General features: G+C 71.4%; 24 protein-coding genes and 1 pseudogene. 10 read left to right on the top strand and 15 right to left on the bottom strand.

The genetic code is table 11. The features are described from left to right. Window positions 1–99: 99 nt before the first annotated feature. Together ACZ59A_RS30530 and ACZ59A_RS30525 are read left to right on the top strand one after the other, a co-directional pair. A complete protein-coding gene (locus ACZ59A_RS30530; protein WP_470965108.1) occupies window positions 100–1836 on the top strand; it encodes a right-handed parallel beta-helix repeat-containing protein in 1737 nt (578 codons plus the stop codon). 48 nt (window positions 1837–1884) lie between these two features. Then, complete coding sequence (locus ACZ59A_RS30525; RefSeq protein ID WP_470965105.1) at window positions 1885–2358, top strand: nuclear transport factor 2 family protein; 474 nt, start codon at window positions 1885–1887, stop codon at window positions 2356–2358. Between the two features lies 1 nt (window position 2359). On the opposite strand, the gene ACZ59A_RS30520 is transcribed toward ACZ59A_RS30525, so the two are convergent. After that, window positions 2360–2527 (bottom strand): hypothetical protein, encoded by a 168-nt coding sequence (locus ACZ59A_RS30520; RefSeq protein ID WP_470965102.1) that lies wholly within the window; start codon window positions 2525–2527, stop codon window positions 2360–2362. A 167-nt stretch (window positions 2528–2694) separates the two neighbouring features. Here ACZ59A_RS30520 and ACZ59A_RS30515 point away from each other — a divergent pair, with 167 nt between their 5' ends. Together ACZ59A_RS30515 and ACZ59A_RS30510 are read left to right on the top strand one after the other, a co-directional pair. After that, window positions 2695–4632: a glycoside hydrolase family 97 protein gene (locus ACZ59A_RS30515; protein WP_470965099.1), complete on the top strand. Its 1938-nt coding sequence runs from the start codon at window positions 2695–2697 to the stop codon at window positions 4630–4632. A 127-nt stretch (window positions 4633–4759) separates the two neighbouring features. Further along, complete coding sequence (locus ACZ59A_RS30510) at window positions 4760–5332, top strand: YceI family protein (RefSeq protein ID WP_470965096.1); 573 nt, start codon at window positions 4760–4762, stop codon at window positions 5330–5332. 205 nt (window positions 5333–5537) lie between these two features. On the opposite strand, the gene ACZ59A_RS30505 is transcribed toward ACZ59A_RS30510, so the two are convergent. The 4 genes from ACZ59A_RS30505 to ACZ59A_RS30490 form a co-directional block, all read right to left on the bottom strand. Beyond that, the gene (locus ACZ59A_RS30505; protein ID WP_470965093.1) at window positions 5538–6572 is read right to left on the bottom strand and encodes a PHP domain-containing protein; all 1035 of its coding nucleotides are present in this window, start codon (window positions 6570–6572) and stop codon (window positions 5538–5540) included. Window positions 6573–6605: 33 nt separating this feature from the next. Next, window positions 6606–8951 carry a glycoside hydrolase family 65 protein gene (locus tag ACZ59A_RS30500; protein WP_470965090.1) on the bottom strand — a complete coding sequence of 782 codons (2346 nt, stop codon included), beginning with the start codon at window positions 8949–8951 and terminating at the stop codon, window positions 6606–6608. After that, a complete protein-coding gene (locus tag ACZ59A_RS30495) occupies window positions 8948–9691 on the bottom strand; it encodes an HAD family hydrolase (protein ID WP_470965088.1) in 744 nt (247 codons plus the stop codon). The genes ACZ59A_RS30500 and ACZ59A_RS30495 overlap by 4 nt, the downstream gene beginning before the upstream one ends. Window positions 9692–9959: 268 nt before the next feature. After that, on the bottom strand, window positions 9960–10856 hold the full coding sequence (locus ACZ59A_RS30490) for a Gfo/Idh/MocA family protein (RefSeq protein WP_470965087.1): 897 nt from the start codon (window positions 10854–10856) through the stop codon (window positions 9960–9962). Between the two features lie 216 nt (window positions 10857–11072). On the opposite strand from ACZ59A_RS30490, the gene ACZ59A_RS30485 reads away from it, so the two are divergent. The 3 genes from ACZ59A_RS30485 (at window position 11073) to ACZ59A_RS30475 (ending at window position 14155) form a co-directional block, all read left to right on the top strand. Beyond that, entirely contained in the window at window positions 11073–12335 is a 1263-nt protein-coding gene (locus tag ACZ59A_RS30485; RefSeq protein ID WP_470965084.1) for a YVTN family beta-propeller repeat protein, read from the top strand. Window positions 12336–12412: 77 nt separating this feature from the next. After that, window positions 12413–12916, top strand: a complete 504-nt coding sequence (locus tag ACZ59A_RS30480) for a MarR family winged helix-turn-helix transcriptional regulator (RefSeq protein WP_470965082.1) — start codon at window positions 12413–12415, stop codon at window positions 12914–12916. A gap of 12 nt (window positions 12917–12928) precedes the next feature. After that, entirely contained in the window at window positions 12929–14155 is a 1227-nt protein-coding gene (locus tag ACZ59A_RS30475; protein WP_470965080.1) for an MFS transporter, read from the top strand. 14 nt (window positions 14156–14169) lie between these two features. On the opposite strand, the gene ACZ59A_RS30470 is transcribed toward ACZ59A_RS30475, so the two are convergent. From ACZ59A_RS30470 to ACZ59A_RS30460, 3 genes are all read right to left on the bottom strand, one after another. After that, entirely contained in the window at window positions 14170–14544 is a 375-nt protein-coding gene (locus ACZ59A_RS30470) for a toxin Doc (protein WP_468050958.1), read from the bottom strand. A gap of 2 nt (window positions 14545–14546) precedes the next feature. Beyond that, entirely contained in the window at window positions 14547–14786 is a 240-nt protein-coding gene (locus tag ACZ59A_RS30465; RefSeq protein WP_468050962.1) for a hypothetical protein, read from the bottom strand. An 89-nt stretch (window positions 14787–14875) separates the two neighbouring features. Then, a complete protein-coding gene (locus tag ACZ59A_RS30460; RefSeq protein ID WP_470965076.1) occupies window positions 14876–15841 on the bottom strand; it encodes a carbon-nitrogen hydrolase family protein in 966 nt (321 codons plus the stop codon). Between the two features lie 217 nt (window positions 15842–16058). Here ACZ59A_RS30460 and ACZ59A_RS30455 point away from each other — a divergent pair, with 217 nt between their 5' ends. Beyond that, window positions 16059–17042: an aldo/keto reductase gene (locus tag ACZ59A_RS30455; RefSeq protein WP_470965585.1), complete on the top strand. Its 984-nt coding sequence runs from the start codon at window positions 16059–16061 to the stop codon at window positions 17040–17042. Between the two features lie 16 nt (window positions 17043–17058). Here ACZ59A_RS30455 and ACZ59A_RS30450 read toward each other — a convergent pair whose 3' ends face one another. From ACZ59A_RS30450 to ACZ59A_RS30435, 4 genes are all read right to left on the bottom strand, one after another. Next, the gene (locus tag ACZ59A_RS30450; RefSeq protein ID WP_470965073.1) at window positions 17059–19023 is read right to left on the bottom strand and encodes a cellulase family glycosylhydrolase; all 1965 of its coding nucleotides are present in this window, start codon (window positions 19021–19023) and stop codon (window positions 17059–17061) included. Between the two features lie 89 nt (window positions 19024–19112). Next, complete coding sequence (locus tag ACZ59A_RS30445) at window positions 19113–20570, bottom strand: FG-GAP and VCBS repeat-containing protein (protein WP_470965070.1); 1458 nt, start codon at window positions 20568–20570, stop codon at window positions 19113–19115. Between the two features lie 106 nt (window positions 20571–20676). Continuing rightward, window positions 20677–21186 carry a hypothetical protein gene (locus tag ACZ59A_RS30440; protein ID WP_470965067.1) on the bottom strand — a complete coding sequence of 170 codons (510 nt, stop codon included), beginning with the start codon at window positions 21184–21186 and terminating at the stop codon, window positions 20677–20679. A 51-nt stretch (window positions 21187–21237) separates the two neighbouring features. Then, on the bottom strand, window positions 21238–22032 hold the full coding sequence (locus ACZ59A_RS30435) for an SDR family NAD(P)-dependent oxidoreductase (protein WP_470965063.1): 795 nt from the start codon (window positions 22030–22032) through the stop codon (window positions 21238–21240). Window positions 22033–22243: 211 nt separating this feature from the next. Here ACZ59A_RS30435 and ACZ59A_RS30430 point away from each other — a divergent pair, with 211 nt between their 5' ends. Next, window positions 22244–22711, top strand: a complete 468-nt coding sequence (locus ACZ59A_RS30430; RefSeq protein WP_470965060.1) for a MarR family winged helix-turn-helix transcriptional regulator — start codon at window positions 22244–22246, stop codon at window positions 22709–22711. Between the two features lie 15 nt (window positions 22712–22726). Here the strand turns inward: ACZ59A_RS30430 and ACZ59A_RS30425 are convergent, their stop codons facing one another. Further along, window positions 22727–23392 carry an SDR family NAD(P)-dependent oxidoreductase gene (locus tag ACZ59A_RS30425; protein ID WP_470965057.1) on the bottom strand — a complete coding sequence of 222 codons (666 nt, stop codon included), beginning with the start codon at window positions 23390–23392 and terminating at the stop codon, window positions 22727–22729. A gap of 161 nt (window positions 23393–23553) precedes the next feature. Continuing rightward, window positions 23554–23724 (bottom strand): annotated as a pseudogene (locus ACZ59A_RS30420) (IMP dehydrogenase); the annotation flags it as partial. A gap of 56 nt (window positions 23725–23780) precedes the next feature. Here ACZ59A_RS30420 and ACZ59A_RS30415 point away from each other — a divergent pair. Further along, entirely contained in the window at window positions 23781–24215 is a 435-nt protein-coding gene (locus tag ACZ59A_RS30415; protein WP_470965054.1) for a VOC family protein, read from the top strand. A gap of 6 nt (window positions 24216–24221) precedes the next feature. Here ACZ59A_RS30415 and ACZ59A_RS30410 read toward each other — a convergent pair whose 3' ends face one another. Next, entirely contained in the window at window positions 24222–25280 is a 1059-nt protein-coding gene (locus ACZ59A_RS30410; protein ID WP_470965051.1) for a CobW family GTP-binding protein, read from the bottom strand. Between the last annotated feature and the right edge of the window lie 168 nt (window positions 25281–25448).

Genomic DNA, 25448 nt, shown 5'->3' with positions numbered 1-25448 from the left:
TGAAGGCCCGGCCCGAAGGCGAGAAAGCGCTTTACGTCATCAAGTCGGGCGCGTGGCACGCACCTTGACACCACTGATGACAGCGCTTTCTATGGCGTGATGACTCCTGGACGACGATCCGTCAGACCCGGTCGGCGGCCGCTCGGCCTGCTCACGGCCGCCGCCCTCGGCGCCGCCGCCGCACTCACGGCGCTCCCCGCCCCCGCGCTCGCCTCCGCCCCTGGGCAGGCCACCACTTCGGCCGTGGGCACCACCTATTACGTCGACTCCCGCTCCGGGAACGACGACGCGTCCGGCACCAGCACCCGCGCGGCGTGGCGCAGCCTGGAGCGGATCGGCCGGACGGCCTTCCGTCCCGGTGACCGCATCCTGCTGAAGGGAGGCGGTTCCTGGAAGGGGCAGCTGTGGCCGAAGGGCTCGGGCGAGAAGAACCGTCCCATCACGATCGGGCGCTACGGTCCGGGGCCCAAGCCCCGGATCCTCGGGGAGGGCGCCGTCGATGACGCGGTGCGGCTGTTCAACCAGGAGTACTGGGAGATCCGCGACCTCGACGTCAGCAACGCGCTGCCCGCCACGGGGACGCCCGGGGAGAATCTTCGCGATCTGCGCGGCATTCATGTGTCGGGGGACGACTCGCGGCAGCTGGACCACTTCGTGATCGACCGGGTCGATGTCCACGACGTCACGGGCGAGGTGAACTGGATCAGCGGCGACACCGCGGGCAACGCCCCCGGCGTGCGCTTCAAGACCGGGTGGGACCGGTCCAAGAAGACCGGCGGCATCGTCTTCGACACCACGGTTCCCGATGTCACCGCGCCGCCCGCCGATCCGACCGTGCTCCACGACGTACGGGTGCAGAACTCCACGGTGCGCAACACCTCGTTCGCGGGCATCGTCGTGAAGCAGTACACCGGCGATCTGAAGGACGCCGACGGCGATCCGGTCGCCGTGCCGACCGGCTGGGGCACCCGGACCTCGGCGGCCGACACCACGTTCACCCCGCATACGGACATCACCATCCGGAACAACTACGTCTCCCAGGGCGGCACCGCGTACGGCTGCAACGCGATGTATCTGACCAACGTCCGCGGCGCGGTGGTCGACCGCAATGTGGTCGACCGGGCGGGAACGTCGGGCATCGAGGCGTACTACGCCGACGACGTGGTGATCCAGCGCAACGAGGTGTACCGGACGGAACGGAAGGCCGGGGGCGCGGACTCCAACGGCATCGACGCGGACAAGGGCACCACGCGGGTGGTCATCCAGTACAACTTCGCCCATGACAACGGCGACGGGATCCTGCTCTGCCAGTTCGCCTTCGGCGATGTCGTCGTGCGGTACAACGTGCTGAACGGAAACTCGCGGTATCCCCTGTATCTGCACTCGGACAGGGCCGCGTCGGCCGAGGTCTACAACAACACGGTGCACAACGCGTCGAGCAAGTACCTCGTCTACGGCTACGGCTCCTCACTGAACGCGCGCTACAACCTGCACGACAACGTGTTCTCCTCGGGGGTCGCCGACGCGACCCTGACGACCAGCCCGACCATCACCTACGACCGCAACTTCTACGGCGGCGCCCCGCTGCCGGTACCCGCCACCGACGCACACGCGCGCACCGGGGACCCGCTGTTCGTCAACCCGGCCGTTTCGGGCCCGTACGGCACCCCCACCAGCGGCCCGCGGCTGCGCACCGGCCTGGCCTTCGCCCCCCGTCCGGCCTCCCCCCTGATCGACACCGGAGCCGCCACCCCCGACAACGGCGGCCGCGACTACCGGGGCACAACCCTCTACCGCGGCGCACCCGACATCGGCGCGATCGAGGGCCCGCGATAATCGCCGCTGATTGTCGGCCCGGTTCCGGGCCGCGGACAGGAGGCGGAGATGGAGACCGGCATTGTCGATCCGATGGAGCTGCTGCTCGCGGAGCGTGCCTGTGAGCGTCTGATCGTGGAGTTCCTGCGGCGACTCGATCTGGGGGAACCCGGCACAGTGGCGGAGTTGTTCACCGCCGACGGGACATGGGAGTGGCCCGCCGGGGACCGGCTGGTGCGGGGGCGGGAGGCGCTGGGGACGTACTTCGCCTCGCGGCCCTCGGATCGGCTGTCGCGTCGGGTGTGTTCGAACATCCTGGTCACCGTGGACTCCACGACGACGGCCCGCGCGACGTCCTATTTCGCGACGTACCGGGTCGACGGCTATCGCGGGGGCATCGTCCCGGCGCGGCCGCCGGTCAACGTGGGGCACTACGAGGACGCGTTCCACCGGGTGGAGGGGCGGTGGCTGCTGGCCTCGCGGACCACGCATCTGGCCTTCGGCGGGGAGACGGAGCGGCTCGGGGGCGCGGAGCGGACGTGAGTCAGCCGTCCTCCGCGGCCGCGTCACAGCGCCAGCAGCGGTCGAAGGGGGCGGTGTCCTGGAGGGCGCCGCATGTGGCGCAGACGCGGTCCAGCCAGCAGGCGGCGTCCCCGCCCTCGGGTTCGGCGGGGGCGCGGTCCGAGGGCTGCCGGGGGTCGGTGTCACTCATCGTCGGTGTCCCTCTCTCGCCGGGCCGTTGGCTGGCGTTATCAGGATCCCATGCGACAGATAGGTCGGATCTATGTGGGGCAATGGCGGCTTGATGGGCCATCATTCGGTCTCACCCCTCCCCAGTTATCGGATGACTCGGTAACGTGTCCGCCTCGGGAGGCAAACATGGAGAGATCTGTCAGACGCTCCACACTGGTCCTGCTCCTCTGCGGCGCACTGGCCATGACGCTGTTCGTCACGGGCCCGGCGGGTGCGAAGGGGCAGGGAGAGGACTCCGCGTGGACGGTGAGCGGTCCTTTGCCGAACGGTCGACCGTCCCCTACGGAGGGCTCCGGTCCGCTCGCCCGGCTACGGCTCGACCGGGCCTCGGGTGCGCTGACGCTTCAGGTGTCCCGAGCCGGTCGTACGGTGGTCGAGCCCTCGCCCGTGGGCATCGTCACCGAGCGGGCGGACCTGTCGCGGGGGCTGCGGTTCCTGGGCCGCAGCGACCGTACGGTGGCCGGGCGGTACCGGTCCACGGTCGGCAAGGAGCGCTCGCGTGCGTTCCGCATGACCGAGGCGCGCTTCCGGTTCCGGGGCAGCGGCGGCGCCCGGCTGGACGTACTGGTGCGGGCGTCCGGCGACGGGGTCGCCTACCGCTACGTCCTGCCGTCCGGCAGCGGTGATGTGCTGGGCGAGACCTCGGCGTTCACGCTGCCCGCGGACGCGGACGCGTGGCTCGGCACGTACCGCAAGGACAACGAGAACCTGTTCAAGCAGTACACCGCGGCGACGGCGCCCGCCGGTGAGTACATGGCGCAGGCCCTGTTCGAGACGGGCGGCACCTACGCCCTGATCGCCGAGTCGGACCTCACCGGCCGCTACTCCGCCGCCCGCCTGGTGCACGAGGAGGGCCGCCCGACGTACCGCATCGGGCTGTGGGACCAGCGGGTCGAGTCGAGCGGTCCGCTCAGCACCCCGTGGCGCGCGATGGTCGTGGGCGATCTGGCGACCGTCACCGAGTCCACCTTCACCGACGATCTGGCTCCCGCCTCGAAGGTCGCCGACACCTCGTGGATCCGGCCGGGGCCCGCGCTGTGGACCTGGCTCGCGGGCGGACGTCCGGCCGGGCAGAGCCTGTCGATGCAGAAGGGGTACGTGGACTACGCGGCACGCCGCGGCTGGCCGTATGTGGTGGTGGACGCGGGCTGGTACTTCGACCCGGAGCAGTGGGACGTCACCAACCCCGACTGGCAGCGCAACAGCTGGATTCCGGAGCTGGTCCGGTACGCCAAAGAGCGCAAGGTGGGCATCCAGGTCTGGATCCACCATCGCGATCTGGACACCGCGGAGGAGCGCGAGCAGTGGCTGCCGACCCTGGAGAAGTGGGGCGTGAAGGGGGTGAAGATCGACTTCATGGACTCCGAGGCCCAGGAGACGCTGCGCTGGTACGACGAGATCCTCCCCGCCACCGCCGCCCACCATCTGCTCGTCAACTTCCATGGCTCGACCATCCCCAAGGGTATCCAGCGCACCTGGCCGCAGGTGATGTCGATGGAGGGGGTCAACGGCGAGGAGAAGCGGGTGAACACCCCGGAGCATCTGGCGACGCTTCCCTTCACCCGCAACGTCATCGGCTCGATGGACTTCACCCCGGGCGCCTTCCAGCGGGCCGAGCGGCCCAACGCGGCCTCGGACGCGGGCGAGCTGGGCCTGTCGGTGCTCTACGAGTCGGGGATCCAGAACCTGGCGGGCACCCCGGAGTCGTACGACGCCCGTCCGCAGGCCCGTCGCTTCCTGGAGCAGATACCCGCCTCCTGGGACCGCACCCGGCTGCTGGCGGGGCGGCCCGGGGAGAGCGCGGTGCTGGCACGCGCGAAGGGCGGGCGCTGGTTCATCGGCGGCATCTTCACCGGTGACGCGCACACCACCGCCGTACCGCTGCGGCTGGGCCAGGGGAAGTGGCTGGTCGATCTCGTCCGCGACGGAGCGGACGGCCTGGTGCGCGAGCCACGGGTGGTGCGCGGCGGGGACACCCTGTCCGTCCCGGTGGTGAAGGACGGCGGCTTCGCCGCCATCGCCTGCCGCTGGCGTCCCGGCATCACCAGCTGCGACCGGTCCTGACACACCTGGCCGCGCCCTGCGCCGGATCCGCTCCGGATCCGGCGCAGGGCGCGGAGCGGCGGATTCCGCGCATCTGACGCATGATCGTTCCAGGGCGACCGAGCGGATCACACGTCAGGAAGCGGATATGGCGATCACCAGATGGTTCTTCGAGCCCGGCCACACGGCCGCCGAATTCAGGGCCAGGCACATGATGGTCACGTACGTGCGTGGGCAGTTCAAGAACGTTCAGGGCTCGATCGAGGTCGATCTCGACCAGCCGGAGGGCGCCCGGATCGAGGCGACCATCGACGCGACGCAGGTGTACACGGGGCAGCCGCAGCGGGACGCCCATCTGCGCAGCGCGGACTTCTTCGACGTCGCGCACCATCCGACGTGGACGTTCACCGGCACGGGCGTCACCCAGCTGAGCGAAACCGAGTTCGAGGTCGCGGGCGATCTGATGGTGCGCGGGGTCACCCGCCGGGTGCCGCTGCATGTGGCCTATCTGGGGCAGTGGGGCACGCCCTGGTGGGAGGGTGATCAGGATCTCGGGCCGCGGCAGCGGGCGGGCTTCCTCGCGACGGGCCGGGTCAACCGGCATGACTTCGGGGTGTCCTGGAACGACACGGTCGACCGGGGCGGGGTCGTGGTGAGCGACATGGTCGACATCACCATCGACGTCGAGGCCGTTCTCGACCCCGCGGGCGGGCGCTCCTGAGCGACTGGACCACTAGGCCCTGTCCGGCGGATCTTCGCGGGCCCACGACGCCTGGCACGGCACCTCGCCGCGTTGTCGGGATCGCCCGAGTACGACCCGGTACGAGGACGCCCCTCCGCCTTGCGATGCTCCCCCAGCTACCGCTGGGAGGTACCCCCTGCACCAGACGCCGCGGGCTGATCCACGAAGATCCGCCGGACAGGACCTAACCGCCCGGTGGCTTGCGCGTGCGGGTCCACTCCCCCAGCTGCCGGGCCGTCCAGGTGTTGATGACGCGCTCCTTCGGCACGCCGCATTCCACCGCCCGGGTGCATCCGTTGAGCTGCCAGTCGAGCTGGCCGGGCGCATGGGCGTCGGTATCGACCGAGAGATACGTCCCCGCCTGAACCGCCTCCCGGAGCAGCCGGCGCGGCGGGTCCAGCCGCTCCGGCCGACAGTTGATCTCCACTGCGGTGCCCGACTCCGCGCAGGCCGCGAACACCTGGGCGGCGTCGAACGACGACTCGGGCCGCTTGCCGCCCAGCAGCCGTCCCGTGCAGTGCCCCAGCACATCGACGTGGCGGTAGCCGACCGCGGTCACCATCCGGCGGGTCATCGGGCGCGCGTCCATCCGCAGCTTGGAGTGGACGGAGGCCACCACCAGGTCCAGCCGGTCCAGCAGCTCGGGCTCCTGGTCCAGCGAGCCGTCGGCCAGGATGTCGACCTCGATCCCGGTCAGCAGCCGGAACGGGGACAGCGTCTCGTTGAGCGCCGCCACCACGTCCAGCTGCTCGCGCAGCCGGTCCGCCGAGAGTCCCCGGGCGACGGTCAGCCGCGGGGAATGGTCCGTGAGCACGGCCCAGTCATGGCCCAGCCGGGCGGCGGTACGCGCCATCAGCTCGATCGGGGAACCGCCGTCGGACCAGTCCGAATGCAGATGGCAGTCGCCGCGCAGCGCGGCTCGCAGCGCGTGCGCGGCGGCGTCGGGCGGCCGGTCCCCGCCCGCTCCGGGGCCGGGTTCCAGCTTCCGCAGATAACCGGGCACCTCGCCCCTCAGCGCCTCCTTGACCACCTGTGAGGTCTTGGGGCCGAGGCCCTTGAGCGAGGCCAGCGTGCCCGACCTCACCCGTCGCTCCACCTCCTCCGGGGCCAGTCCGGCGAGTACCGCCTGCGCGGTACGGAAGGCGCGCACGCGGTACGTCGGTGCCTGTTCGCGCTCCAGCAGGAACGCGATGCGGTCCAGGGCCGTCAGCGGGTCCACCCGCGGGCCTCCTTCCTCGAGCGCGCCGGTCCCTCAGGCGCGCCGGTCCGGGCGGCGGCCCGGAGGCTGCCGGGGCTCGGCGCGGGCGGTCTGTTCGGGCACGTCACAGGTCTGCGGCGACTTGTCGGAGACGGTGATGGGCCGTCCGTAGTGCTGGATCTCCAGCGGGGCGCCCTCGACCAGGGTGTAGGTGGCGGTGAGGTCGGTGATCTCCACCCGCAGCCGCCGTCGCAGCACCTGCACGCTGAAGGCCAGCCGGGCCAGCTTCTCCGGCAGCTTGGGCGAGAAGCACAGGCTGCCCTCGCGGTACCGCATCCCGCCGAACCCGGCGACCAGCGCCATCCAGGTGCCCGCCAGCGAGGCGATGTGCAGCCCGTCGCGGGTGTTGTGCTCCAGATCCCGGAGGTCCATCAGGGCCGCCTCGCCCAGGTAGTCGTAGGCGAGGCGCAGATGGCCGACCTCGGCGGCCATGACGGCCTGGGCGCAGGCGGACAGGGAGGAGTCCCGGACGGTCAGGGGCTCGTAGTAGGCGAAGTCGCGGGCCTTCTCCTCGTCGGTGAAGCACTCGCCGCGCAGATACAGGGCCAGCACCAGGTCGGCCTGTTTGACGACCTGTTTGCGGTACAGGTCGAAGTAGGGGAAGTGCAGCATCAGGGGGTACTGGCTGGGGTGGGTGTTCTGGAAGTCCCACTCCTGGTGGCCGGTGAAGTCGGCGGACTGTTCGTGGACGCCCAGCGTCTTGTTGTACGGGACCGCCATGGCCTCGGCCGCGTCCCGCCACGTCGCGGCCTCCTCGTCGTCGGCGCCCAGCAGCGAGCCCTTGTCCGGGTGGCGCTCCACGATGTCCGCCGCGGCGCGCAGGTTCGACTGGGCCATGAGGTTGGTGTAGATGTTGTCGTCCGCGATGGCGCTGTACTCGTCCGGGCCGGTCACCCCGTCGATGTGGAAGCGGCCATGGTGGTCGTGGTGGCCCAGGGAGCGCCACAGCCTGGCGGTCTCCACCAGGATCTCCACCGCGGTCTCGCGTTCGAACTCCTCGTCGCCGGTGGCGGCGACGTAGCGCACCACGGCATCGGCCACATCGGCGTTGACGTGGAAGGCGGCCGTGCCCGCCGGCCAGTAGGCGGAGCACTCGGAGCCGTCGATGGTGCGCCAGGGGAAGGTGGCGCCCTCATGTCCCAGCTGGCGCGCCCGCTCCCGGGCGGCGGGCAGGGTGGACTGGCGCCAGCGCAGCGCCTGGGCGACCGCCTCGGGGAAGGTGTAGGTCAGCAGTTGCAGGACGAAGGTGTCGGCGTCCCAGAAGGAGTGCCCGTCGTAGCCGGAGCCGGTGAGGCCCTTGGCGGGGATGGCCCGTTCCTCGGCGCGCGCACCGGCCTGCAGGACGTGGAAGATGCCGAACCGCACGGCCTGCTGGATCTCGGCGTCGCCCTCGACCTCGACGTCGGCGCGGGCCCAGAAGTCCTCCAGCCAGGCGCGCTGCTGTTCGACCAGGCCCTGCCAGCCGGTGGAAGCGGCTCCGGCGAGCGCCGCCTCGACCTGGTCGCGTACGGCGGGCAGCGAGCGCGCGCCTGACCAGCCGTAGGCGACCAGCTTCTCCAGCCGCAGCTTCTCCCCCGGCTTGAGGACGGAGGTGACGGTGAGGCGGGCGACGTCGTCGCCGCTTTCGCTGGCGTGGCGGGTGGGCGGCGGCCCGGTGATCAGGTGGTCGGCGGCGGCGGCGACCCGCAGCTGGCTGGCCTTGGTGCAGTGGATCAGCAGCAGCCGCTTGTCGACGGCGGCGTTCTCCTCGGGCTCCAGCGGGCTCTCCAGCGCGGAGGCGACCCGCGGGTCCCCGGCATGCTCCGGCAGCTGTTCGTTGGCGACCAGTTCGGACTGGACGACGACCCGGATCTCGGCGTCCAGCGCCTCCACCTCGTAGGCGATCGCGGCGACGGACCGCTGGGTGAGCGAGACCAGGCGGGTCGAGCGCACGCGCACGCTGGTTCCCGAGGGCGAGGTCCATTCGCAGCTGCGGTGCAGCACCCCGGCCCGCAGGTCGAGCACGCGCTCGTGGGAGCGCAGCCGCCCGTAGCGCAGATCGAAGGGCTCGTCGTCCACCAACAGCCGGATGATCTTGCCGTTGGTGACGTTGATCATGGTCTGACCGGCTTCGGGATAGCCGTATCCGGCCTCGGCGTACGGCAGCGGGCGCAACTCGTGCACCCCGTTGAGGTAGGAGCCGGGCAGACCGTGCGGCTCGCCCTCGTCGAGGTTGGCGCGCCAGCCGACATGGCCGTTGGAGAGCGCGAAGACGGACTCGCTCTGCGGCAGCAGATCGAGGCGGAGCGCGGTTTCGCGCAGCTGCCAGGGATCGACGGCATACGAGGAATCGGTGATCACGTGGGGTCCTCCAGCAGCTCGGCGAGATCCTTGACGACGATGTCGGCGCCGTGTTCGCGCAGCGCGTCGGCCTGGCCCGCCCGGTCCACGCCGACGACGCGGCCGAACCGTCCGGCGCGGCCCGCCTCCATGCCCGCCAGGGCGTCCTCGAAGACGGCCGCCTCGGCGGGGGCGGCGCCCAGGTCCCGGGCGGCCTCCAGAAAGGTGTCCGGACGCGGTTTGCCCGGGAGCCCCCGCTCGGCGGCGACCAGGCCGTCGATCCGCACCTCGAAGAGGCGCTCGATACCGGCGGCGATCAGCACGTCGCGGCAGTTGGCGCTGGAGGAGACGACGGCGGTGCGCAGCCCGGCGGCGCGCGCGGCCTCGGCGAAGCGCACCGATCCGGGATACGCCTCGACGCCCTCCTCCCGGATCTTCTCCAGCACGAGCGCGTTCTTCCGGTTGCCGAGCCCCTGGACGGTGTCCTTGTCGGGCGGGTCGTCCGCGCCGCCCTCGGGGAGGCCGATGTCCCGGGAGGCCAGGAAGGTGCGTACGCCGTCGGCGCGGGGGCGGCCGTCGACGTACTCGTCGTAGTCGGTGGCCTTGTCGAAGGGGCGGAAGGAAGGGCCGTCGCGGCGCCGCAGGAACTCGTCGAACATCTGCTTCCACGCCGCCGCGTGCACCACCGCGGTCCGGGTCAGCACGCCGTCGAGGTCGAACAGGCAGGCCCGGATGCCCGCCGGGAGGCAGAGCTTCGTCATGGCCCCCGATTCCCCCGCGTCCGCCGGAATATGCGGCGGATCACCCGGTTGGTCCGGCGGGGGCGGGCGGAAGACCTAGGCCCTGTCCGGCGGATCTTCGCGGGCCCACGACGCCTGGCACGGCACCTCGCCGCGTTGGCGGGATCGCCCGAGTACGACCCGGTACGAGGACGCCCCTCCGCCTTGCGATGCTCCCCCAGCTACCGCTGGGAGGTGCCCCCTGCACCAGACGCCGCGGGCTGATCCACGAAGATCCGCCGGACAGGACCTAGTCGGGTACGGCGGTGCGGCCCTCGCGGCGGGAGCGCTCGGCGGCCTCCAGTACGGCCACCACCTCGCGGCCGAACCGCACGTCGCAGGAGTCGGCCGCGCCGTCCCGGGCGCTCAGCAGCAGCCGGTCGACGGCCGTGGTGAACGCCTCGACCGCCGTGGTTCCGGGGTCGGGCACCTCGGCCGTCCCCTGTTCCCCGTAGAAGTCGCAGCCGAACCCGACGGCGGCGGGCCGGGCGTCCAGCGTGAGCGCGAGGCTGCCGACCGCGCCGGAGTCGTGCCGCAGCAGTACATGCGCGGCGCCGCGCGGTCCGTCGAGGGCGGTGACCTCGGCCACCGGGCCCAGCACCGGCAGCAGCAGGGACAGGGCGTGCGGGCCGACGTCCCACAGCGCGCCGCGTTCGCGGCGCCAGGGTGAGCCGCCGTAGGGGCTGCCGGACCGGAAGATGGAACCGAAGCCGGTGGCCCGGCCGCCGTCCCAGCCCCCGGCCGCCGCGGCATGGTCCAGGAACGAGGCGACGGGCGCGGCGAAGCGCCGGGTGAAGAAGACCACCGAGGCCAATGCGCGCTCTTCGACGGCGGTCACGATCCGGTCGGCGGCAGCGGTGGTGAAGGCCACCGGCTTGTCGAGCAGCAGATGGCGTCCGGCCAGCGCGGCACGCTCGGCGAGGCCGCTCTGGATGTCCGGCGGGAGGGCGATGGCGACCGCGTCGACGTCGGCGATCAGCGCGTCGGCGTCCGGGTAGGCGCGGGTGCCGTAGCGGTCGGCCAGTGCAGCCGCCTTGGCCGGGTCGCGGCCCCAGATCCCGGCCAGTTCCGCGCCGGGGTGCGCGGCGAGAGCCGCGCCGTGGGTCTCCGCGGCCCAGTGTCCGGTGCCCAGCAGTCCGAAGCGCATCCTTACCGCCCTTTCGCCCGGTCCGCCGCGGGGCGCTCCCACGGCCAGCCGCGATCCTATGCCGCCTCCCCGGGCGGGCCGTCGGCCGCCGGTGGTACGCCGCTCACCTGCTTGGACGCGGGCGCGTGCCGGTCGGCGGGGGCGGTGACAATCTTGGGCCACGGCCCCGCCGCAGACCGGGCACGGCCGCGCTCACCTCACCGCTGGAGGATGTCCGTGGCCAGCCCGACCCGTCCGAGCCCCACGATCCCGGGCCGTGCGCCACGGCCTTCGCCGGCGCGCGGCCGCACCGCGGCGCATGCGGTCACGGCGCTGCTGCTGTGCTGTGCGGCGGTGTCCGCGTGCGCCTCCTCCCCGGAGCACGCCTCCCACCCGCGCCAGTCGGCGGCGCCGCATTCGGCCCGGGCGCAGTCCGCGGCCGAGAAGGCCGAGAAGGCGGCCCGGGCCCGTCTGCTTCCGGGGATGCCGCCGCCGCTCGATCCGCACGACCTCTACGCGGCGGACCGGCCGGGCAAGCTGTCCCGCGCTGTGAAGGGCTTTCCGCCGCGGATCTACGTGCCCAACACACTGTCGGACACGGTGAGCGTGATCGACCCCAAGACGTACAAGGTGGTCCGCACCATCCGGGTCGGCCACCAGCCGCAGCATGTGGTGCCGTCGTGGGACCTGAAGACGCTGTGGGTCAACAACGACCTCGGCAACAGCCTCACCCCGATCGATCCCAGGACCGGCCGGGTGGGCCGCCCGGTGGACGTCCACGATCCGTACAACCTCTACTTCACCCCGGACGGCAAGCACGCGGTGGTGATGGCCTCCAAGGACCGGGCCCTGGTCTTCCGCGACGCGCACACCATGCGGGTGGTGAAGTCGGTTCCGGTGACGTGCTTCGGCGTCAACCACGCGGACTTCTCCCCCGACGGGCGCTACTTCATCGTCAGTTGCGAGTTCTCGGGCGAGCTGCTGAAGGTGGACACCGCCCGGATGAAAGTGGTGGCGCACCAGCGGCTGCCGCTCGCGGGGGCCATGCCACAGGACGTCAAGATCTCGCCGAACGGGAAGACCTGGTACGTCGCCGACATGGTGGCGAACGGGGTGTGGGTCCTGAACGGGGACACCTTCGGCCGCCCCCGGCTGCTGCCCACCGGCAAGGGCACCCATGGCCTCTACGTCAGCCGGGACTCCCGCACGCTGTACATCTCGAATCGCGGCGAGGGCACCATCTCCCTGCTGTCCTTCAAGACCTGCAAGCTCACCGACCGCTGGCGGCTGCCCGGCGGCACCAGCCCCGACATGGGCGGGGTGTCCTCGGACGGCAAGGTGCTGTGGCTCTCGGGCCGCTACAACGGCGAGGTGTACGCGATCGACACCCGCACCGGTCGGCTCCGCGCCCGGGTCCCGGTGGGCGGGGGCCCGCACGGGCTCGCGGTCTATCCGCAGCCGGGCCGCTACTCCCTCGGCCACACCGGCATCTTCCGCTGAGCGGTTCGACGAAGGACTTCCGGTCGGTATATAGCCCGCCTATATAGACCCGTGATACATATGTAGGTGTGGAATACATGCATCAGTCCGGCTCACCGGAAACCCCGGAGACCGAGGGCACCGCGGCCCGTGAGGAGGTCGCGGAGGCGCTGGAGCAGCTGGCGTTCCTCGCGGTGCGCCAGCTGGCCACCCGGGACATCAGCTTCACCGCCGCCTCCACGCTCGGCCGTCTGGACCGGGAGGGCCCGGCCCGGCTCACCGCACTCGCCGCCGACGAGGGCGTCACCCAGCCCTCGATGACCCAGCTGATCCAGCGGCTGGAGCGGCAGGGCCTGGTGACCCGGGTCGACGATCCGCACGACGGGCGCGTGGTGCTGGTGGCGATCACCGATGGCGGGCGCGCGCTGCTCGCCGAACGGCGCCACGACCGCACCGCCCGGCTGGCCGGACTGCTCGCCACCCTGCCCCCCGAGGACGAACAGGCACTCGCCGCCGCCGTCCGCGCCGCCGCCCCCGCCCTCCATCGGCTGGCGGCAGGCGCGGGACGGACCCGCAGGCCCCCGGGGAGTTCCGCCTCCTGAACGGAGCCCTTCTTGTCCGCCGAGCCCCGCACCGTCAGCCCCTTCAAACAGCCCAAGGCCGTCTGGGCGGTCGCCTTCGCCTGCGTCATCTCCTTCATGGGCATCGGCCTCGTGGATCCGATCCTGCCCGCCCTCTCCAGCAAGCTGCGGGCCACGCCCAGTCAGGTGTCGCTGCTGTTCACCAGCTATCTGGTGGTCACGGCGGTGGCCATGCTGGTCACCGGTTTCGTCTCCAGCCGCATCGGCGCCAAGCGCACCCTGGTCGCCGGTCTGGTGCTCATCGTGCTCTTCAGCGCGGCGGCGGGGGCGTCCGGCGGCATCGACGGGATCGTCGGGTTCCGCGCGGGCTGGGGGCTGGGCAACGCCCTGTTCATCGCCACCTCGCTCGCCGTCATCGTCGGCTCGGCCAGCGGCGGTTTCGCCGGTGCCATCATCCTCTACGAGACCGCCCTGGGCGTCGGCATCGCGGTCGGCCCGCTGCTCGGCGGCGAACTCGGCGGCATCAGCTGGCGCGGGCCGTTCTTCGGGGTGTCGGTCCTGATGAGCCTCGCCCTGATCGCGACCATCGTGCTCGTCGAGCCCACCCCCGCCCCGGTGCGCCGCGCCTCGGTCATGGACCCGCTGAAGGCGCTGCGCCACCGCGGACTGCTCACCATGGGACTGACCGCGCTTCTCTACAACTGGGGCTTCTTCACGGTGCTGGGCTACGCGCCCTTCCCGATGGACCTGGGCCCCCATGAGCTGGGCTATGTCTTCACCGGCTGGGGCGTGTTCGTCGCCTTCTTCGCCGTCTTCGGCGCGCCCTGGCTGCAGGCGCGGCTGGGCATAGCCCGCGCGCTGTATCTGAACCTGACGCTGTTCGCCCTCGACATCCTCGTCATCGCGGTGTTCACCACCTCCAGGGCGACGCTGATCGCGGCGGTCATCGTGGCCGGTGCCTTCATCGGCGTGAACAACACCATCACCACCCAGGCGGTGATGACCGTCGCGCCCGTCGAACGGCCCGTCGCCTCGGCCGCGTACGGCTTCGTCCGCTTCATCGGCGGCGGGCTGGCCCCGTACGCCGCGGGCAAGCTGGCCGAGCGCACCGGGGTGCACACCCCGTTCTACGTGGGCGCCGCCGCCGTCGTCCTCGGTATCGCCGTCCTGGCCACCGGCCACTCCCTGCTCGCCGAGGCGGAACGGGCGCAGGCTGCGGAGGCGCCGACGGCCGAGGCCGCCTCGGTTCCCGCTGCCTGAGCGGAACGCCGTGGTCAGATGCGCCAGGAGCGGATGCGGCCCGCCGCGTCGAAGACGTCCGCCTTGCTGGACAGGATGTCGCGGACCAGGTCGATCAGCGCACCGTACGGCGGGTCGATGCCCTCGCCGGACGCGTGCATGTAGGCCACGGCGGTCGCGCTGGCGAAGCGCGCGTTGCTCGCCGGGAGCGGCCTGAGCATGGCGAGCGTGTGCAGCAGCGCGGCGGCCCGCCACGCCGAGTCGGGATCGACGCCCAGGCGCGGCGGGTCGACACGGTGGCGGGCCACGGCGGCGACCAGCCCCGAGAAATCGGAGATGGCCGGCTGTTCGGGGAGGACTTCCTCATGGCGCTGGAGCAGCCACGGGACGTCGATATGAAGCGGCGGCATCGTCAGGCGGCCTGTCCCGGGTGTCGGTGTTCGTCGTCCGGGAACGCGTCCGCGAAGGCGTCCGCGTTGTCCGCGAAGAAGCGGCGGAAGACCTCGGCGCCTTCCTCCAGGGCACGGTGGCGGGCGATGTCGGCGACGGTCGCCTCGCGGACGAGGGCCTTCATCGTCGTACCGCGTTCCTTGGCGATCTGGCGGAGGTCCTCAAGTTCCCGATCGCTGAATTCCACGTTGAGTGCTGACATGCCGCACACCCTACTTGCCCGGTACCCCGACATCAATCGTCGCAGCTCACATGATGTTTTTGTAGGTACTGGACAAGGGCTTGAGGAGCCTAGGCACCGGGCGGCCGGGCACCGCTTCCGTCGACCCGGACGAACGGCTCGCGCACCTCATGGCTCGTCAGCGCGCGGTACGCGGCGGGGCGCCGGAACGCGTTCCCCCAGGTCTCGCGGCGCCGGTAGTCGCGGAGCGCGTCGAGGTCGAAGACCGCCGGGTAGATGCCTTCGGCCTCGCCCGCCTCGACCACGAGCATGTCCCGGGAGCGCCCCTCGGCGAAGGCGATGCCGTCGAAGGCTATGGAGTGCCCCCAGCCGGGGCCCGCGTAGTTGGCCATGGCGAAGGCGGTCATGTTCTCGGACGCGCGCGCCCGGAACTGGCTGAGCCGGTTGATCTCCAGATCGCAGGCGTTCGGGGTGAGGACGAGTTCCGCCCCGGCGAGCATCAGGGCCCGGGCGCTCTCCGGGAACTCCCGGTCGTAGCAGATCATCGCCCCCGTCACGACCTCACCCGCCGCCGTGTCCAGAGTGCACACCTCGAAGCCGTCCCCCGGGGTGAGGACGGCCTCGGGCAGGTCGAAGGCGCAGGTGTGCACCTTGGCGTAGGTGAGCGCGAGGCGGCCGTGGCGGTCGATGAGGGAGACGGTGTTGCGCGGCGGCCCGTCCCAGCGCTCCAGGTAGGTGAGCGCGATCGCCATGTCGAGTTCGTCCGCCAGCTCGCGGAAATGGGTGACGAAGGGCCCGTCACGGGTGATCGCCTCATCGCCCCATACGGCCTCGGGCGCGGGCAGCGGCGGTGCGGGCGGAGTGCCGTCCCACAGCCGGGGGTGGCGGTAGAGGTCCCCGGTGGTCTCTTCGGCAACGGTCGGGCGGTAGCCGTTGCTCCACATCTCGGGGAAGAGCGCGATGTCCGCGCCGATGGCCTTGGCCCGGCGGCAGGCGGCCTCACCGGTGGCGAGGTTCGCCCGCAGGCCGCGCCCGGGAGGGGCGAGCTGGAGCAGGGCGACGGTCAGGGTGGTCATGACGGTTTCTCCTTCGTCGGCTGTGGGAGCTGAGGCGAAGGAGTGTCCGGTGGGCCCCGGGCGCGGGGCAGGCGTCAAAGCATGTCCGCCACGCTACTCGGCGCCGGGGGCGTTGGCGAGGGGGCGGGCGGCCGGGACGCACGGCCGGTGAGGGTACGGTGAGCCGCATCACAGGAGATCGCGGGAAACGCGGGAATCGCGGGAGGAGAGCGTGACCATGGAGCAGCGGGTGTGCGGCCGGACCGGCCGCGAGGTCTCCGTCGTCGGGCTGGGGACCTGGCAACTGGGCGCGGGCTGGGGCGATGTCAGCGAGGCGGACGCCCTGGCCGTGCTGGAGACGGCCGTCGAGTCGGGGGTGACGTTCTTCGACACCGCCGATGTGTACGGGGACGGGCGCAGCGAGCAGCTCATCGGGCGGTTTCTGCGGGACCGGCCGGACGCCGGGATCTTCGTGGCCACCAAGATGGGGCGGCGGGTGCCGCAGGTCGCGGAGAACTACACGCTGGACAACTTCCGTGCGTGGACCGACCGTTCCCGCGCCAATCTGGGCGTGGACACCCTCGATCTGGTGCAGTTGCACTGCCCGCCGTCCTCGGTGCACGCCACCGACGCGGTGTTCGACGCGCTGGACACGCTGGTGGACGAGGGGCGGGTGGCGGCGTACGGGGTCAGCGTGGAGACCTGTGAGGAGGCGCTGACCGCGATCGCCCGGCCGGGGACGGCCAGTGTGCAGATCATCCTCAACCCGTTCCGGCTCAAGCCGCTGGAGAAGGTGGTTCCGGCGGCGGCAGAGGCCGGGGTGGGGATCATCGCGCGGGTGCCGCTGGCGTCCGGTCTGCTGTCGGGCCGGTACACCAAGGACACGCTGTTCGCCGACGACGACCACCGTACGTACAACCGGCACGGCGAGATGTTCGACCAGGGCGAGACCTTCTCGGGGGTGGACTTCGCGGAGGGCGTCGAGGCGGCGGTGGAGTTCGGGAAGCTGGCCTCGGAGGGCGTCACGCCCGCCCAGACGGCGCTGCGGTGGATCGTCCAGCAGCCGGGGGTGACGTCGGTCATCCCCGGCGCACGGTCGCCCGAGCAGGCGCGGGCGAACGCGGCGGCAGCGGCGCTGCCGCCGCTGCCGCAGCCCACCCTGGACGCCATCGGCGAGCTGTACGACCGGCGGATCCGGGCACAGGTGCATCACCGCTGGTGACGAGGCCGCCGCGGCCTCAGAATCCCGCGTCCGCCGCCCATCGGGTCAGTTCCCGCTGGGCGGCGGCGCGCAGTTCCGTGGAGGGGGCGGCGGTGCCGTCGGCGACCAGGGCGTAGTGCAGGGTGCCGGAGCCGGAGTCGGCGGGTGCGGACAGCACCAGGCGGCGGGCGTCGGCGCCGCCTGGCTCGGCCGCGGTGGCGATGGGGTGGTCGGCGGTGTGCCCCTGGGCGGTGTACGCGGGCGGGCCGGTGACGGTGCCCAGGTCGGAGACGACGGTGGTGGCGGCGGGGTCGAAGTCGCGGGGCAGATGCAGTTCGGTGGGGGCGTCGGTGCCGCCGTCGGAGCGCCACACCAGCAGACCGTAGCGGCCGGAGCCGGTGAGCTTCGCGACGTTGGGCAGGGAGCTGGGGATGCGGTCCCAGCTGAGGGTGGTGCCGCCGTCGCGTGAGCGGTCCTCGAAGGTGAACGCGAGCGTGCGGCCCGCCACCGCCCGCGGGTAGAGGCGGTCGAGCAGCCGGGCGTCCTGGCGCAGTTGGGCGTTGCCGGAGTCGTCGAGGCGTACGGCCGAGAGGTCCTCGTCGTTCCAGGCATCGCCCTCGGTGAGGATCTTCGAGGTGTTCCCGTTCATCGCCTCGCGGTGGCGGCCGTTGTAGAGGTCCCACTGCCACTGGTTGGAGGAGAGGGCGGGGCCGGAGGCGGCGGGCTTGGTCCACCAAGTGGCGCCGGGCAGGCGGGAGTCGAGCGCCTGGTACATGCCCTTGAGGACGGTGGGGGCCTTGTCGGAGGTGAAGCCGGTGAGCGGGTGGCCGAACTCGCTCATGACGGCCGGGGTGCCCAGCGCGGTGGCGCGGTCGCGGAGGGCGCCGAAGTCGGTCGAGTACTGGCCGTCGGCGGCCTTGCCGGGCATGAAGATGCCGGAGATGGCCTTCTGGTCGTAGTAGTGGGTGTTGAAGACATAGCGGGAGCCGGGTTTCCCCGCATCGAGCAGCCCGCCCTCCTGGCGCTGGAAGTCCAGGTTGGAGTTCCAGAACATGTTGGGTTCCACGAAGGCGGGCTTGTCCCGCCAGCCCGCGGCGTCCATGCGGGCGCGGAACTTCTCGTAGAACGGCCACAGCACGTTCTTCTCCCAGGTGCGGCTCTTCTCGCCGTTGTCGTAGACGCCCGCGTAGGGCTCGTTGAGCGGGTCGAAGCCGGTGACGCGGGCGAACGCGTCGGCGGGGAGGTGCTGGGCGAGGTAGGACATGGTCTTCTCGGCGGTGGCGAGGAAGGCGTCCTGCACGCGCACGGTCCCGGCGCTGGTGGTCAGGGCGCGGTTGTGCCAGAAGTCGCGGGTGGACTTCATGACGGCCTGGTTCTGGGTGATGTTCTGGCCCCAGTGGGCGCAGATGCCGCAGGACTCCTTGCCGTAACCGCCCGCGTCGACAACCCACTTCGGGGCGCCGTCGCCGCTGTACCAGCTGTCCTTGTCGAAGAGGTGGCGGGAGTAGAGGTCCTGGTGGAAGTCGGGGAAGACCCGGATTCCGGCGTCGAGGAAGGCCCGGATCTGAGCGGTGACCTGCTCCAGATAGGCGGTGTCCACCTCACCGGGCCGGGGTTCGGCGTGGGCCCAGGAGAGCAGGAAGCGCACCGAGTTCGCCCCGGTCAGGTCGCGCATCGCGGCGGCGGACTTCCGGGCGTCGGCGACGCTGGCGAAGGGGAGGCCGTTGTTCTCCTCCAGCTTGGTCTCGCCGGAGACGTTGAAGCCGCGGAGCACGACCTCGCGGCCGTGGCCGTCGGCGAACCGGGCCCCGTCCGTGGTCACCTCATCCGCGGCCCGCCCGTCGAACCAGGGCGTCTCGGCGGCGGCCGCCGGGGTGCCCGGGGCCGCGACGACCGCGGCCACCAGCAGAACGGCCGCCCCGAGCAGCCCTGTGCGGCCCGCTCGGGGACGGCCGTTCCGTATGCCTGAAGTCGCGGTGCCTCGCGCCGCATGCGTCGCCATGGACACTACCGTCCAGTAGACATGAGGAATCGTCAACTAGCGGTGCACTGCGGATCGTTCAGCGATGGCGAGCCGTCACGGCATTCGGGTTACCGCGAGTAACTATTGCCCAGGGAGGCACCCGCTTCCGGGGCGCCGAGCGTGTCGGGCCCGAAGGAGACGATGCCGTCGGTCGTCAGACCGGCCGCCTTGCCGCGGAGCACCCAGGCGGCACCGCTGGAGGTGTAGGTGCCGTCCTCGTCGGGGGCACCGGCGGAGAGGTCCGCAACGCCGTCGCCGTTGGTGTCGGTCAGCTGTACCGCCGCGCCGAAGCGGTCGCCCGCCTCCGCGGCGCCCGGGACCCCGGCGGTGTCCTGGGTGAACGCCTGGGCGCCGGTCCCGGACAGACCGCCCGAACCGCCGTACAGCTGGACGACACTGCCCGCGTCCGCCTGGCCGGCCTCCAGGTCCTCGTACGGGATGCCGACCGCGACGTCCGCGTAGCCGTCGCCGTTGACGTCGTCGGCGCTGAGCGAGTAGCCGAACTGGTCGCCGTTCTCGTTGACGCCCGGCACCCCGGCGGTGTTCTGGTCGATGGTCTTGGTGCGGGTGCTCGGCCCCGACGCGGAGCCGTAGATCACCTTGAGGGTGCCATGGTCGTCCGGCAGGTTCTCGACCACGTTGCCGGGGACGGTGCGCATGATCAGGTCGCCGTAGCCGTCCTTGTCGACGTCGCCGATCGTGGTGGTGGCGGCGTCGGTGAGCTTGGTGGGCGTCTTTCCGAGCCCGTCCGTGCCACCCTTCCAGACGAGGGTGTCCTCGGACATCTCCTCGAAGGCGTGGGTGCTGACGAGTTCGTCCTTGCCGTCGCCGTTGAGGTCGCCCGCGGTCAGGCTGGTCGGCCGGTCGATCTTGTCGGTGTCGACGGTGGCACTGCCCGCCGCCTCGCCCGCGCGGTCGAACGGTCCGAACCGGACGCGCAGCCCGGTCCTCTCGTCGAAGTCCGAGCCCTTGTTGACGATGACCTGATCGACCAGGTCGGCGTGGCCGTCGCCGTTGAAGTCGCCACCGGCGATGATGCTGGAGCCGAAGTTGTCGCCGTCGCCCTCGGGCAGCTGGGTGCCGCCGGTCAGGCCGTTCGCCGAGCCCCACAGGACGGTGATGGCCGCTTTGTCGCCGGTCTCGCTGGCCAGGTCGGTGTAGCCGTCGCCGTCCAGGTCGCGGGCGACGGTCCGGGCTCCGAAGTACGCCGAGGCGGCGGGGTCACCGGGGACGCCCTCGGTGGCCTGGCTGACGATCTGCCGGTGGGCGGTGTCCGTACCGGAGGCCGATCCGTAGACGACGGCGACATAACCGGCCTTGGCCTTGCCGCCCACGGTGCCGGTCGGCGCGGAGATGGCGAGGTCGGCGTATCCGTCCTTGTTGAAGTCGGCCCGCGGCGCGGAAGCCGCGGCGGCGGGGCGGGCCTCGGCGGCACCCGCGGAGGGGGCGACGAGTAAGGCGGGGGTGGTCACGAGCGCGACGACCGTCGCGCAGCGCGCGACGGTGGAAAGGGAACGGGGCCGCACATATCCTCCAGCTCGCTGGTGAGCGTTGATGAGCGTTTACCTCTTGTACACCCACCAGGACACCCGGAGTCGCCGAAGGGTTGCGCACCCCGGCAGAGGAAATCCCCTAGACAGAGGAACCGTCGGCGCGCGTGGCCGCCGGGTCGCGTTGCGGCCAGGAGGTACCGAGATCCCGGCGCATGGCCGTCTGCGCGGTCTCGGCCGCCGCGAGGTAGTCGCGAAGATGATTCCCGAAGGCGGGATCCCGCGTGGTGGCGCCGGTTGCCACCAGGTCACGGAGGTCGCGAACCTTCCAGAAGACCTGGTTGGCCGGTTCCATCACTTCCCAGGGAGCGATCAGCGCCAGCTCATAGCGCAGCGGATACAGCTTGCTGGACGTGAACGCGTCGTGGGCCGCCCGCTCCGCCTCCGGTGCCGGGCCTCCCTCGCGAGCGACCGCGTGGAGGCGCGTGTACACCTCCGAGAGGGCGGCCATGAACGACGCGTACGCCTGCCGACGCGTGTCCTGGCGGAGCGCTTCACGGTCACGGCGCCAGCGGAGCCGGTCGGCGAGGAGGGTCGCTCCGACGCCGACCCCCGCGCCGATCAGCGTGTTCACCGGCCCCAACCAGTCCATGACGTGGACCCTATGGTGATCCGATGCGGCGGTAAAGTCCGCCAACCGCGCTCAGGGAAGGATGGAGTCGACGTAACCGCCGTCGACGCGCACGGCGCCGCCCGTGGTGGCGGAGGCGTACGGCGAGGCGAGGTAGACGACGAGGTTGGCGATCTCCTCGGGCTCGATGAGGCGCTGGATCAGTGACTGCGGGCGGTGCTTGAACATGAACTCGTGCTGCGCCTCCTCCCAGGGCAGCTCGTCGCCGACCAGCTCGCGGACGAATCCTTCGACGCCGCCGGTGTGAGTCGGTCCGGCGATCACGGAGTTGACGGTGACACCGGTACCGGCGGCGTCCTTGGCGAACCCGCGGCTGACGGCGAGCAGCGAGGTCTTCGTCATGCCGTAGTGGATCATCTCCGCCGGGATCACCACGGCCGAGTCGCTGGCGAGGCTGAGCACGCGCCCCCAGCCCTGCTCCTTCATGCCGGGCAGGTAGGCGCGGATGAGGCGTACGGCGGAGAGGACGTTGACCTCGAAGTAGCGACGCCACTCGGCGTCGTCGATCTCCAGCGGGGGCGCGGAGCCGAAGATGCCGAGGTTGTTGACGAGGATGTCCACCCGGGGGACGGCGTCGAGGACGGCGCGGGTGCCGTCCTCGGTCGCCAGGTCCCCCACGGCGCCCGTGACGTGCCCGTTGCCGGTCTCGGTGCGGATGGCCCGGATCGTCTGCTCGACCCGCTCCTCGCTGCGGCCGTTGACGACGACGTGGGCGCCGGAGCGGGCGAGGCCGGTGGCGATGGCCGCTCCGATGCCCTGGGTGGAGCCGGTGACCAGGGCGGTCCGGCCGGAGAGATCGATCTGCATGGGGTGACGGCCCTTCTCGGTGCGGGTCTTGAGGGTTGCGAGAAGCAAAAGTCGCCGCAGGGCGACTACACGCTTGGACAATAATTGCACACGCTCGTTAATTGCAAGCGCGGGTACAGTGGGCCCGACGACAAGGGCAGGTGGCCCCGGCCCGACACCTCAGAGCCCGACATCCCAGAGCCCGACATCCGGAAAGAGAGCGACGCTGATCATGACTGCCACCGATCCGGCGATGACCGCCCTGGCGCACAGCTGGTCGGCCCTGTCGCTGCTGCACGGCCGCATCGAAGGGCGCGTCGAGCGCGCCCTGCTGGCCTCCCACGGCCTCAGCGCGCGCGAGTACTCCCTGCTGGACGTGCTCAGCCGCCAGCACGACGGGGAGGGCGGGCATCTGCAGATGCGCCAGGTCGCCGAATCCGTCGTCCTCAGCCAGAGCGCGACCACGCGGCTGGTGACCCGGCTGGAGGACCGCGGTCTGCTCTCTCGCTACCTCTGCCCCACCGACCGCCGCGGCATCTACGTCGACGTCAGCGACAAGGGACTGCGTCTGCTCGAAGAGGCCCGCCCCACCCACAACACCGCCCTGCGCGAAGCCCTCGACCAGGCATCCTCCGTAGCGGAGCTGGCACCCCTCGTTCAGGCCGTCAAGCAGCTTCAGGGCACTACCCCGACGACGTGAGCGCCCCCTCGCGCCTCAGGTGTCCATCGGGGCGGCGTAGTGCCGGAAGTCGCCGCGCCGCTGGTGGATGGCCCACAGGGTGTCGGCGAGGATGACGGGGTCGGTGTGCGGATCGCCGGGCGTGATGGCACCGGGGACGACCAGCTGGGCGACATGGATACCGTCACTCGCGAGCGTGTCGTGGAGCATGCGGCCCCAGGCGCCTTCGGCGGCGAACGCGATCGAGGTACCCGCCCGCTCGGGATGCGGCTGGACGGCACTGCCGCCGTTGACCAGCAGCACGGTGCCCCGGCCCTGTCGGCGCATGTCCGGCAGCACCCGTTCGAGGGCCGTCATCGGCCCGAACAGCGAGAACTCCAGCGGGCCACGCACGTCGTCCACTCCGGTCCCGAGGACGGGCTTCATGAAGTCCTGGTGGGGGACGGGGCTGTACTGCAGCACCTCGATCGGCCCGAGCGAGGAAGCGGCGGCGTCCAGCGCCGCGGCCAGCGCCTGCCGGTCACGGACATCGGCGGCGAACCCGCGTGCGTTCAGTCCCTCCTTTCCCAGTTCGGCGGCGAGGGTATCCAGGCGCTCGGGGCTACGGGAGATCAGGGCGATGTCCAGGCCCTCCCGGCCGAAGCGGCGGGCGACAGCCGCGCCCAGGCCGGGCCCGGCACCGATGATGGCGATGGTGGTCATGAGAGAGGCTCCGATGGGGGCTGAGGATGAGTGACGGCCGAGGGTATTACCGCTGCGGGGCAAGCCGCGGTGTGCTGTCCGGATACTTCCCCTTCGCTCCGGTCCAAAGTGGGACGTGGTGCGGGGCCGACCGGGTGGACCTCGGCGGGGGCGCGCCATGACCGGCCCGGGGTGATGCGGCCGGACAGGGCCCGGTCGATCAGGTCGGGCAGGAACTCCCGGACGGGGGCCGGGCCGCCGCGGACACCGACGTGCGAGAAGAACAGCTCACCGCCGTCGATCCGCACACCGTGGGGGACGCCGACGAAGCCGACGCTGCCGCCGGGTCCAGCCGCAGAGCGTTCGCGACGGAGGCCGGAACGGCGTCCGAAGGCCGTATCGTGAGCGCATGGAGCAGCGCATCACGTTGGTCACGCTGGGCGTTTCCGATCTCGCCCGCGCCAAGGTCTTCTACGAGGCCCTGGGCTGGCGGGGGCAGGAAGTCGAGGAGACCGTGTTCTTCCAGGCAGGCGGCCTGGGGGTGGTCCTGTGGGACCGCGACAAGCTCGCGCGGGACTGCGGGCTGGAGCCCGGGCCCGCGGCCGGGTTCGGCGGGATCGCCCTGGCGCACAACGTTCGGTCCGAGGCGGAGGTCGACGCTCTGCTCGCGGCGGCCGAGCGGGCCGGTGGGACGATCACCAAGCCCGCGGCCGTGAACGCGATCGGCTTCTACTCCAGCGCCTTCGTCGACCCCGACGGTCACGCCTGGGAGGTCGCGTACAACCCCGGGTTCCCCCTCGCCGAGGACGGCTCGGTCACCCTTCCCGATTTCGGGAGCCGGTAGCCGCGCTCACGCCTGGCCGGGCGCGCCCTGCTCCGCCGCCTGGTCCACGTAGCGCAGCACCCCCATCATGTGCCGCTCGTCGGCCTCCTCCGGGCCGGTCGCGACGCAGTCGGTCAGCCGCTTGGTGAGGGTGTCGGCGTCGATGCCAGTGCCGATCATCACCAGCTGGGTGGTGCGGGGTTCCCCGCGCTCCCAGGGCACCGGCTCGAACCGGAGGTACGCGCCGACGGTGTGCAGTCCGTATTTCCGCTGCGGGTCGGCGCCCGCGAAGTGGACGAAGCCCTTGAGGCGGTAGAGGCCCGCGGGCCGGGCGTCGAGGAATTCCATGAAGCGGCGCGGGTCCAGCGGCTCGGCCGAGGTGAACTCGACGCTCTCGTACGCGGCGTGGAGATGGCGGCCGTGGTCGTGCTCGTCGGCGCACACATCGGCGAACGAGAGCTGCTGGAAGCGCGCTTCGGGAGTCTCCCGGGGCTCGTGGTCGAAGAGGAGGCCGGGGTCGACGCGGCCGTGTTCGGCGGTGAGGACGGGCAGGCCCGGGGCGATCTCGGCGACGGTTTCCGCCACGCGCCACCGTTCGTCCTCCCCCACCCGGTCGGTCTTGTTGAGCACGATCAGATCGGCGTCGCGCACATGGCGGTCCAGCTCGGGATGGCGGTCGCGGGTGCTCGCGAACTCGGCGGCGTCCACGACCTCCACCAGTCCCCCGTAGCGGATGCGCTCGTTGCCGCTGGACAGCAGCGTGCGGATCATGCTCTGCGGTTCGGCCAGGCCGCTCGCCTCGATCACGATGACGTCGATGCGCAGCTCGGGATCGGTGAGCCGGTCGAGCATCTCGTCCATCTCGGAGGCGTCCGCGGCGCAGCACAGACAGCCGTTCTCGATGGGGATCATCGAGTCGACCTGTCCGGCGACGGCCATGGCGTCGATGTTGATGCTGCCGAAGTCGTTGACGATGACCCCGATCCGGGTGTCCACGCTGTCGCGCATCAGATGGTTGAGCATCGTGGTTTTTCCGGAACCCAGGAAACCCGTGAGGAGAACGACCGGGATCCGTTGTGTGGCCAAGGCTGTCGTCTCCGTGCGGCGGTGTGTGGGCGGTACGGGCGGGCCGTTCATGCTATCCGGGCGGCGGCCCGGGGCGGATCTCGGCCATCGGCGAATGGGCTGACGTACTGTCAGTTTCGGTGGCGCCGCCCCGCTTCGGCCGCTACCAGGTTCGGCATCAAGGCCACA

The sequence above is a fragment of the Streptomyces sp. NPDC040405 genome (assembly GCF_055595765.1).
This window is presented reverse-complemented; position numbering and strand designations above follow the sequence as displayed.

Excerpts from the sequence above, each read along its gene's own strand:
- ACZ59A_RS30530 (WP_470965108.1), top strand. The coding sequence starts at position 100 with ATGACTCCTGGACGACGATCCGTCAGACCCGGTCGGCGGCCGCTCGGC.
- ACZ59A_RS30525 (WP_470965105.1), top strand. The coding sequence starts at position 1,885 with ATGGAGACCGGCATTGTCGATCCGATGGAGCTGCTGCTCGCGGAGCGT.
- ACZ59A_RS30520 (WP_470965102.1), bottom strand. The coding sequence starts at position 2,527 with ATGAGTGACACCGACCCCCGGCAGCCCTCGGACCGCGCCCCCGCCGAA.
- ACZ59A_RS30515 (WP_470965099.1), top strand. The coding sequence starts at position 2,695 with ATGGAGAGATCTGTCAGACGCTCCACACTGGTCCTGCTCCTCTGCGGC.
- ACZ59A_RS30510 (WP_470965096.1), top strand. The coding sequence starts at position 4,760 with ATGGCGATCACCAGATGGTTCTTCGAGCCCGGCCACACGGCCGCCGAA.
- ACZ59A_RS30495 (WP_470965088.1), bottom strand. The coding sequence starts at position 9,691 with ATGACGAAGCTCTGCCTCCCGGCGGGCATCCGGGCCTGCCTGTTCGAC.
- ACZ59A_RS30490 (WP_470965087.1), bottom strand. The coding sequence starts at position 10,856 with ATGCGCTTCGGACTGCTGGGCACCGGACACTGGGCCGCGGAGACCCAC.
- ACZ59A_RS30480 (WP_470965082.1), top strand. The coding sequence starts at position 12,413 with ATGCATCAGTCCGGCTCACCGGAAACCCCGGAGACCGAGGGCACCGCG.
- ACZ59A_RS30470 (WP_468050958.1), bottom strand. The coding sequence starts at position 14,544 with ATGCCGCCGCTTCATATCGACGTCCCGTGGCTGCTCCAGCGCCATGAG.
- ACZ59A_RS30465 (WP_468050962.1), bottom strand. The coding sequence starts at position 14,786 with ATGTCAGCACTCAACGTGGAATTCAGCGATCGGGAACTTGAGGACCTC.
- ACZ59A_RS30460 (WP_470965076.1), bottom strand. The coding sequence starts at position 15,841 with ATGACCACCCTGACCGTCGCCCTGCTCCAGCTCGCCCCTCCCGGGCGC.
- ACZ59A_RS30455 (WP_470965585.1), top strand. The coding sequence starts at position 16,059 with ATGGAGCAGCGGGTGTGCGGCCGGACCGGCCGCGAGGTCTCCGTCGTC.
- ACZ59A_RS30450 (WP_470965073.1), bottom strand. The coding sequence starts at position 19,023 with ATGGCGACGCATGCGGCGCGAGGCACCGCGACTTCAGGCATACGGAAC.
- ACZ59A_RS30440 (WP_470965067.1), bottom strand. The coding sequence starts at position 21,186 with ATGGACTGGTTGGGGCCGGTGAACACGCTGATCGGCGCGGGGGTCGGC.
- ACZ59A_RS30435 (WP_470965063.1), bottom strand. The coding sequence starts at position 22,032 with ATGCAGATCGATCTCTCCGGCCGGACCGCCCTGGTCACCGGCTCCACC.
- ACZ59A_RS30430 (WP_470965060.1), top strand. The coding sequence starts at position 22,244 with ATGACTGCCACCGATCCGGCGATGACCGCCCTGGCGCACAGCTGGTCG.
- ACZ59A_RS30425 (WP_470965057.1), bottom strand. The coding sequence starts at position 23,392 with ATGACCACCATCGCCATCATCGGTGCCGGGCCCGGCCTGGGCGCGGCT.
- ACZ59A_RS30415 (WP_470965054.1), top strand. The coding sequence starts at position 23,781 with ATGGAGCAGCGCATCACGTTGGTCACGCTGGGCGTTTCCGATCTCGCC.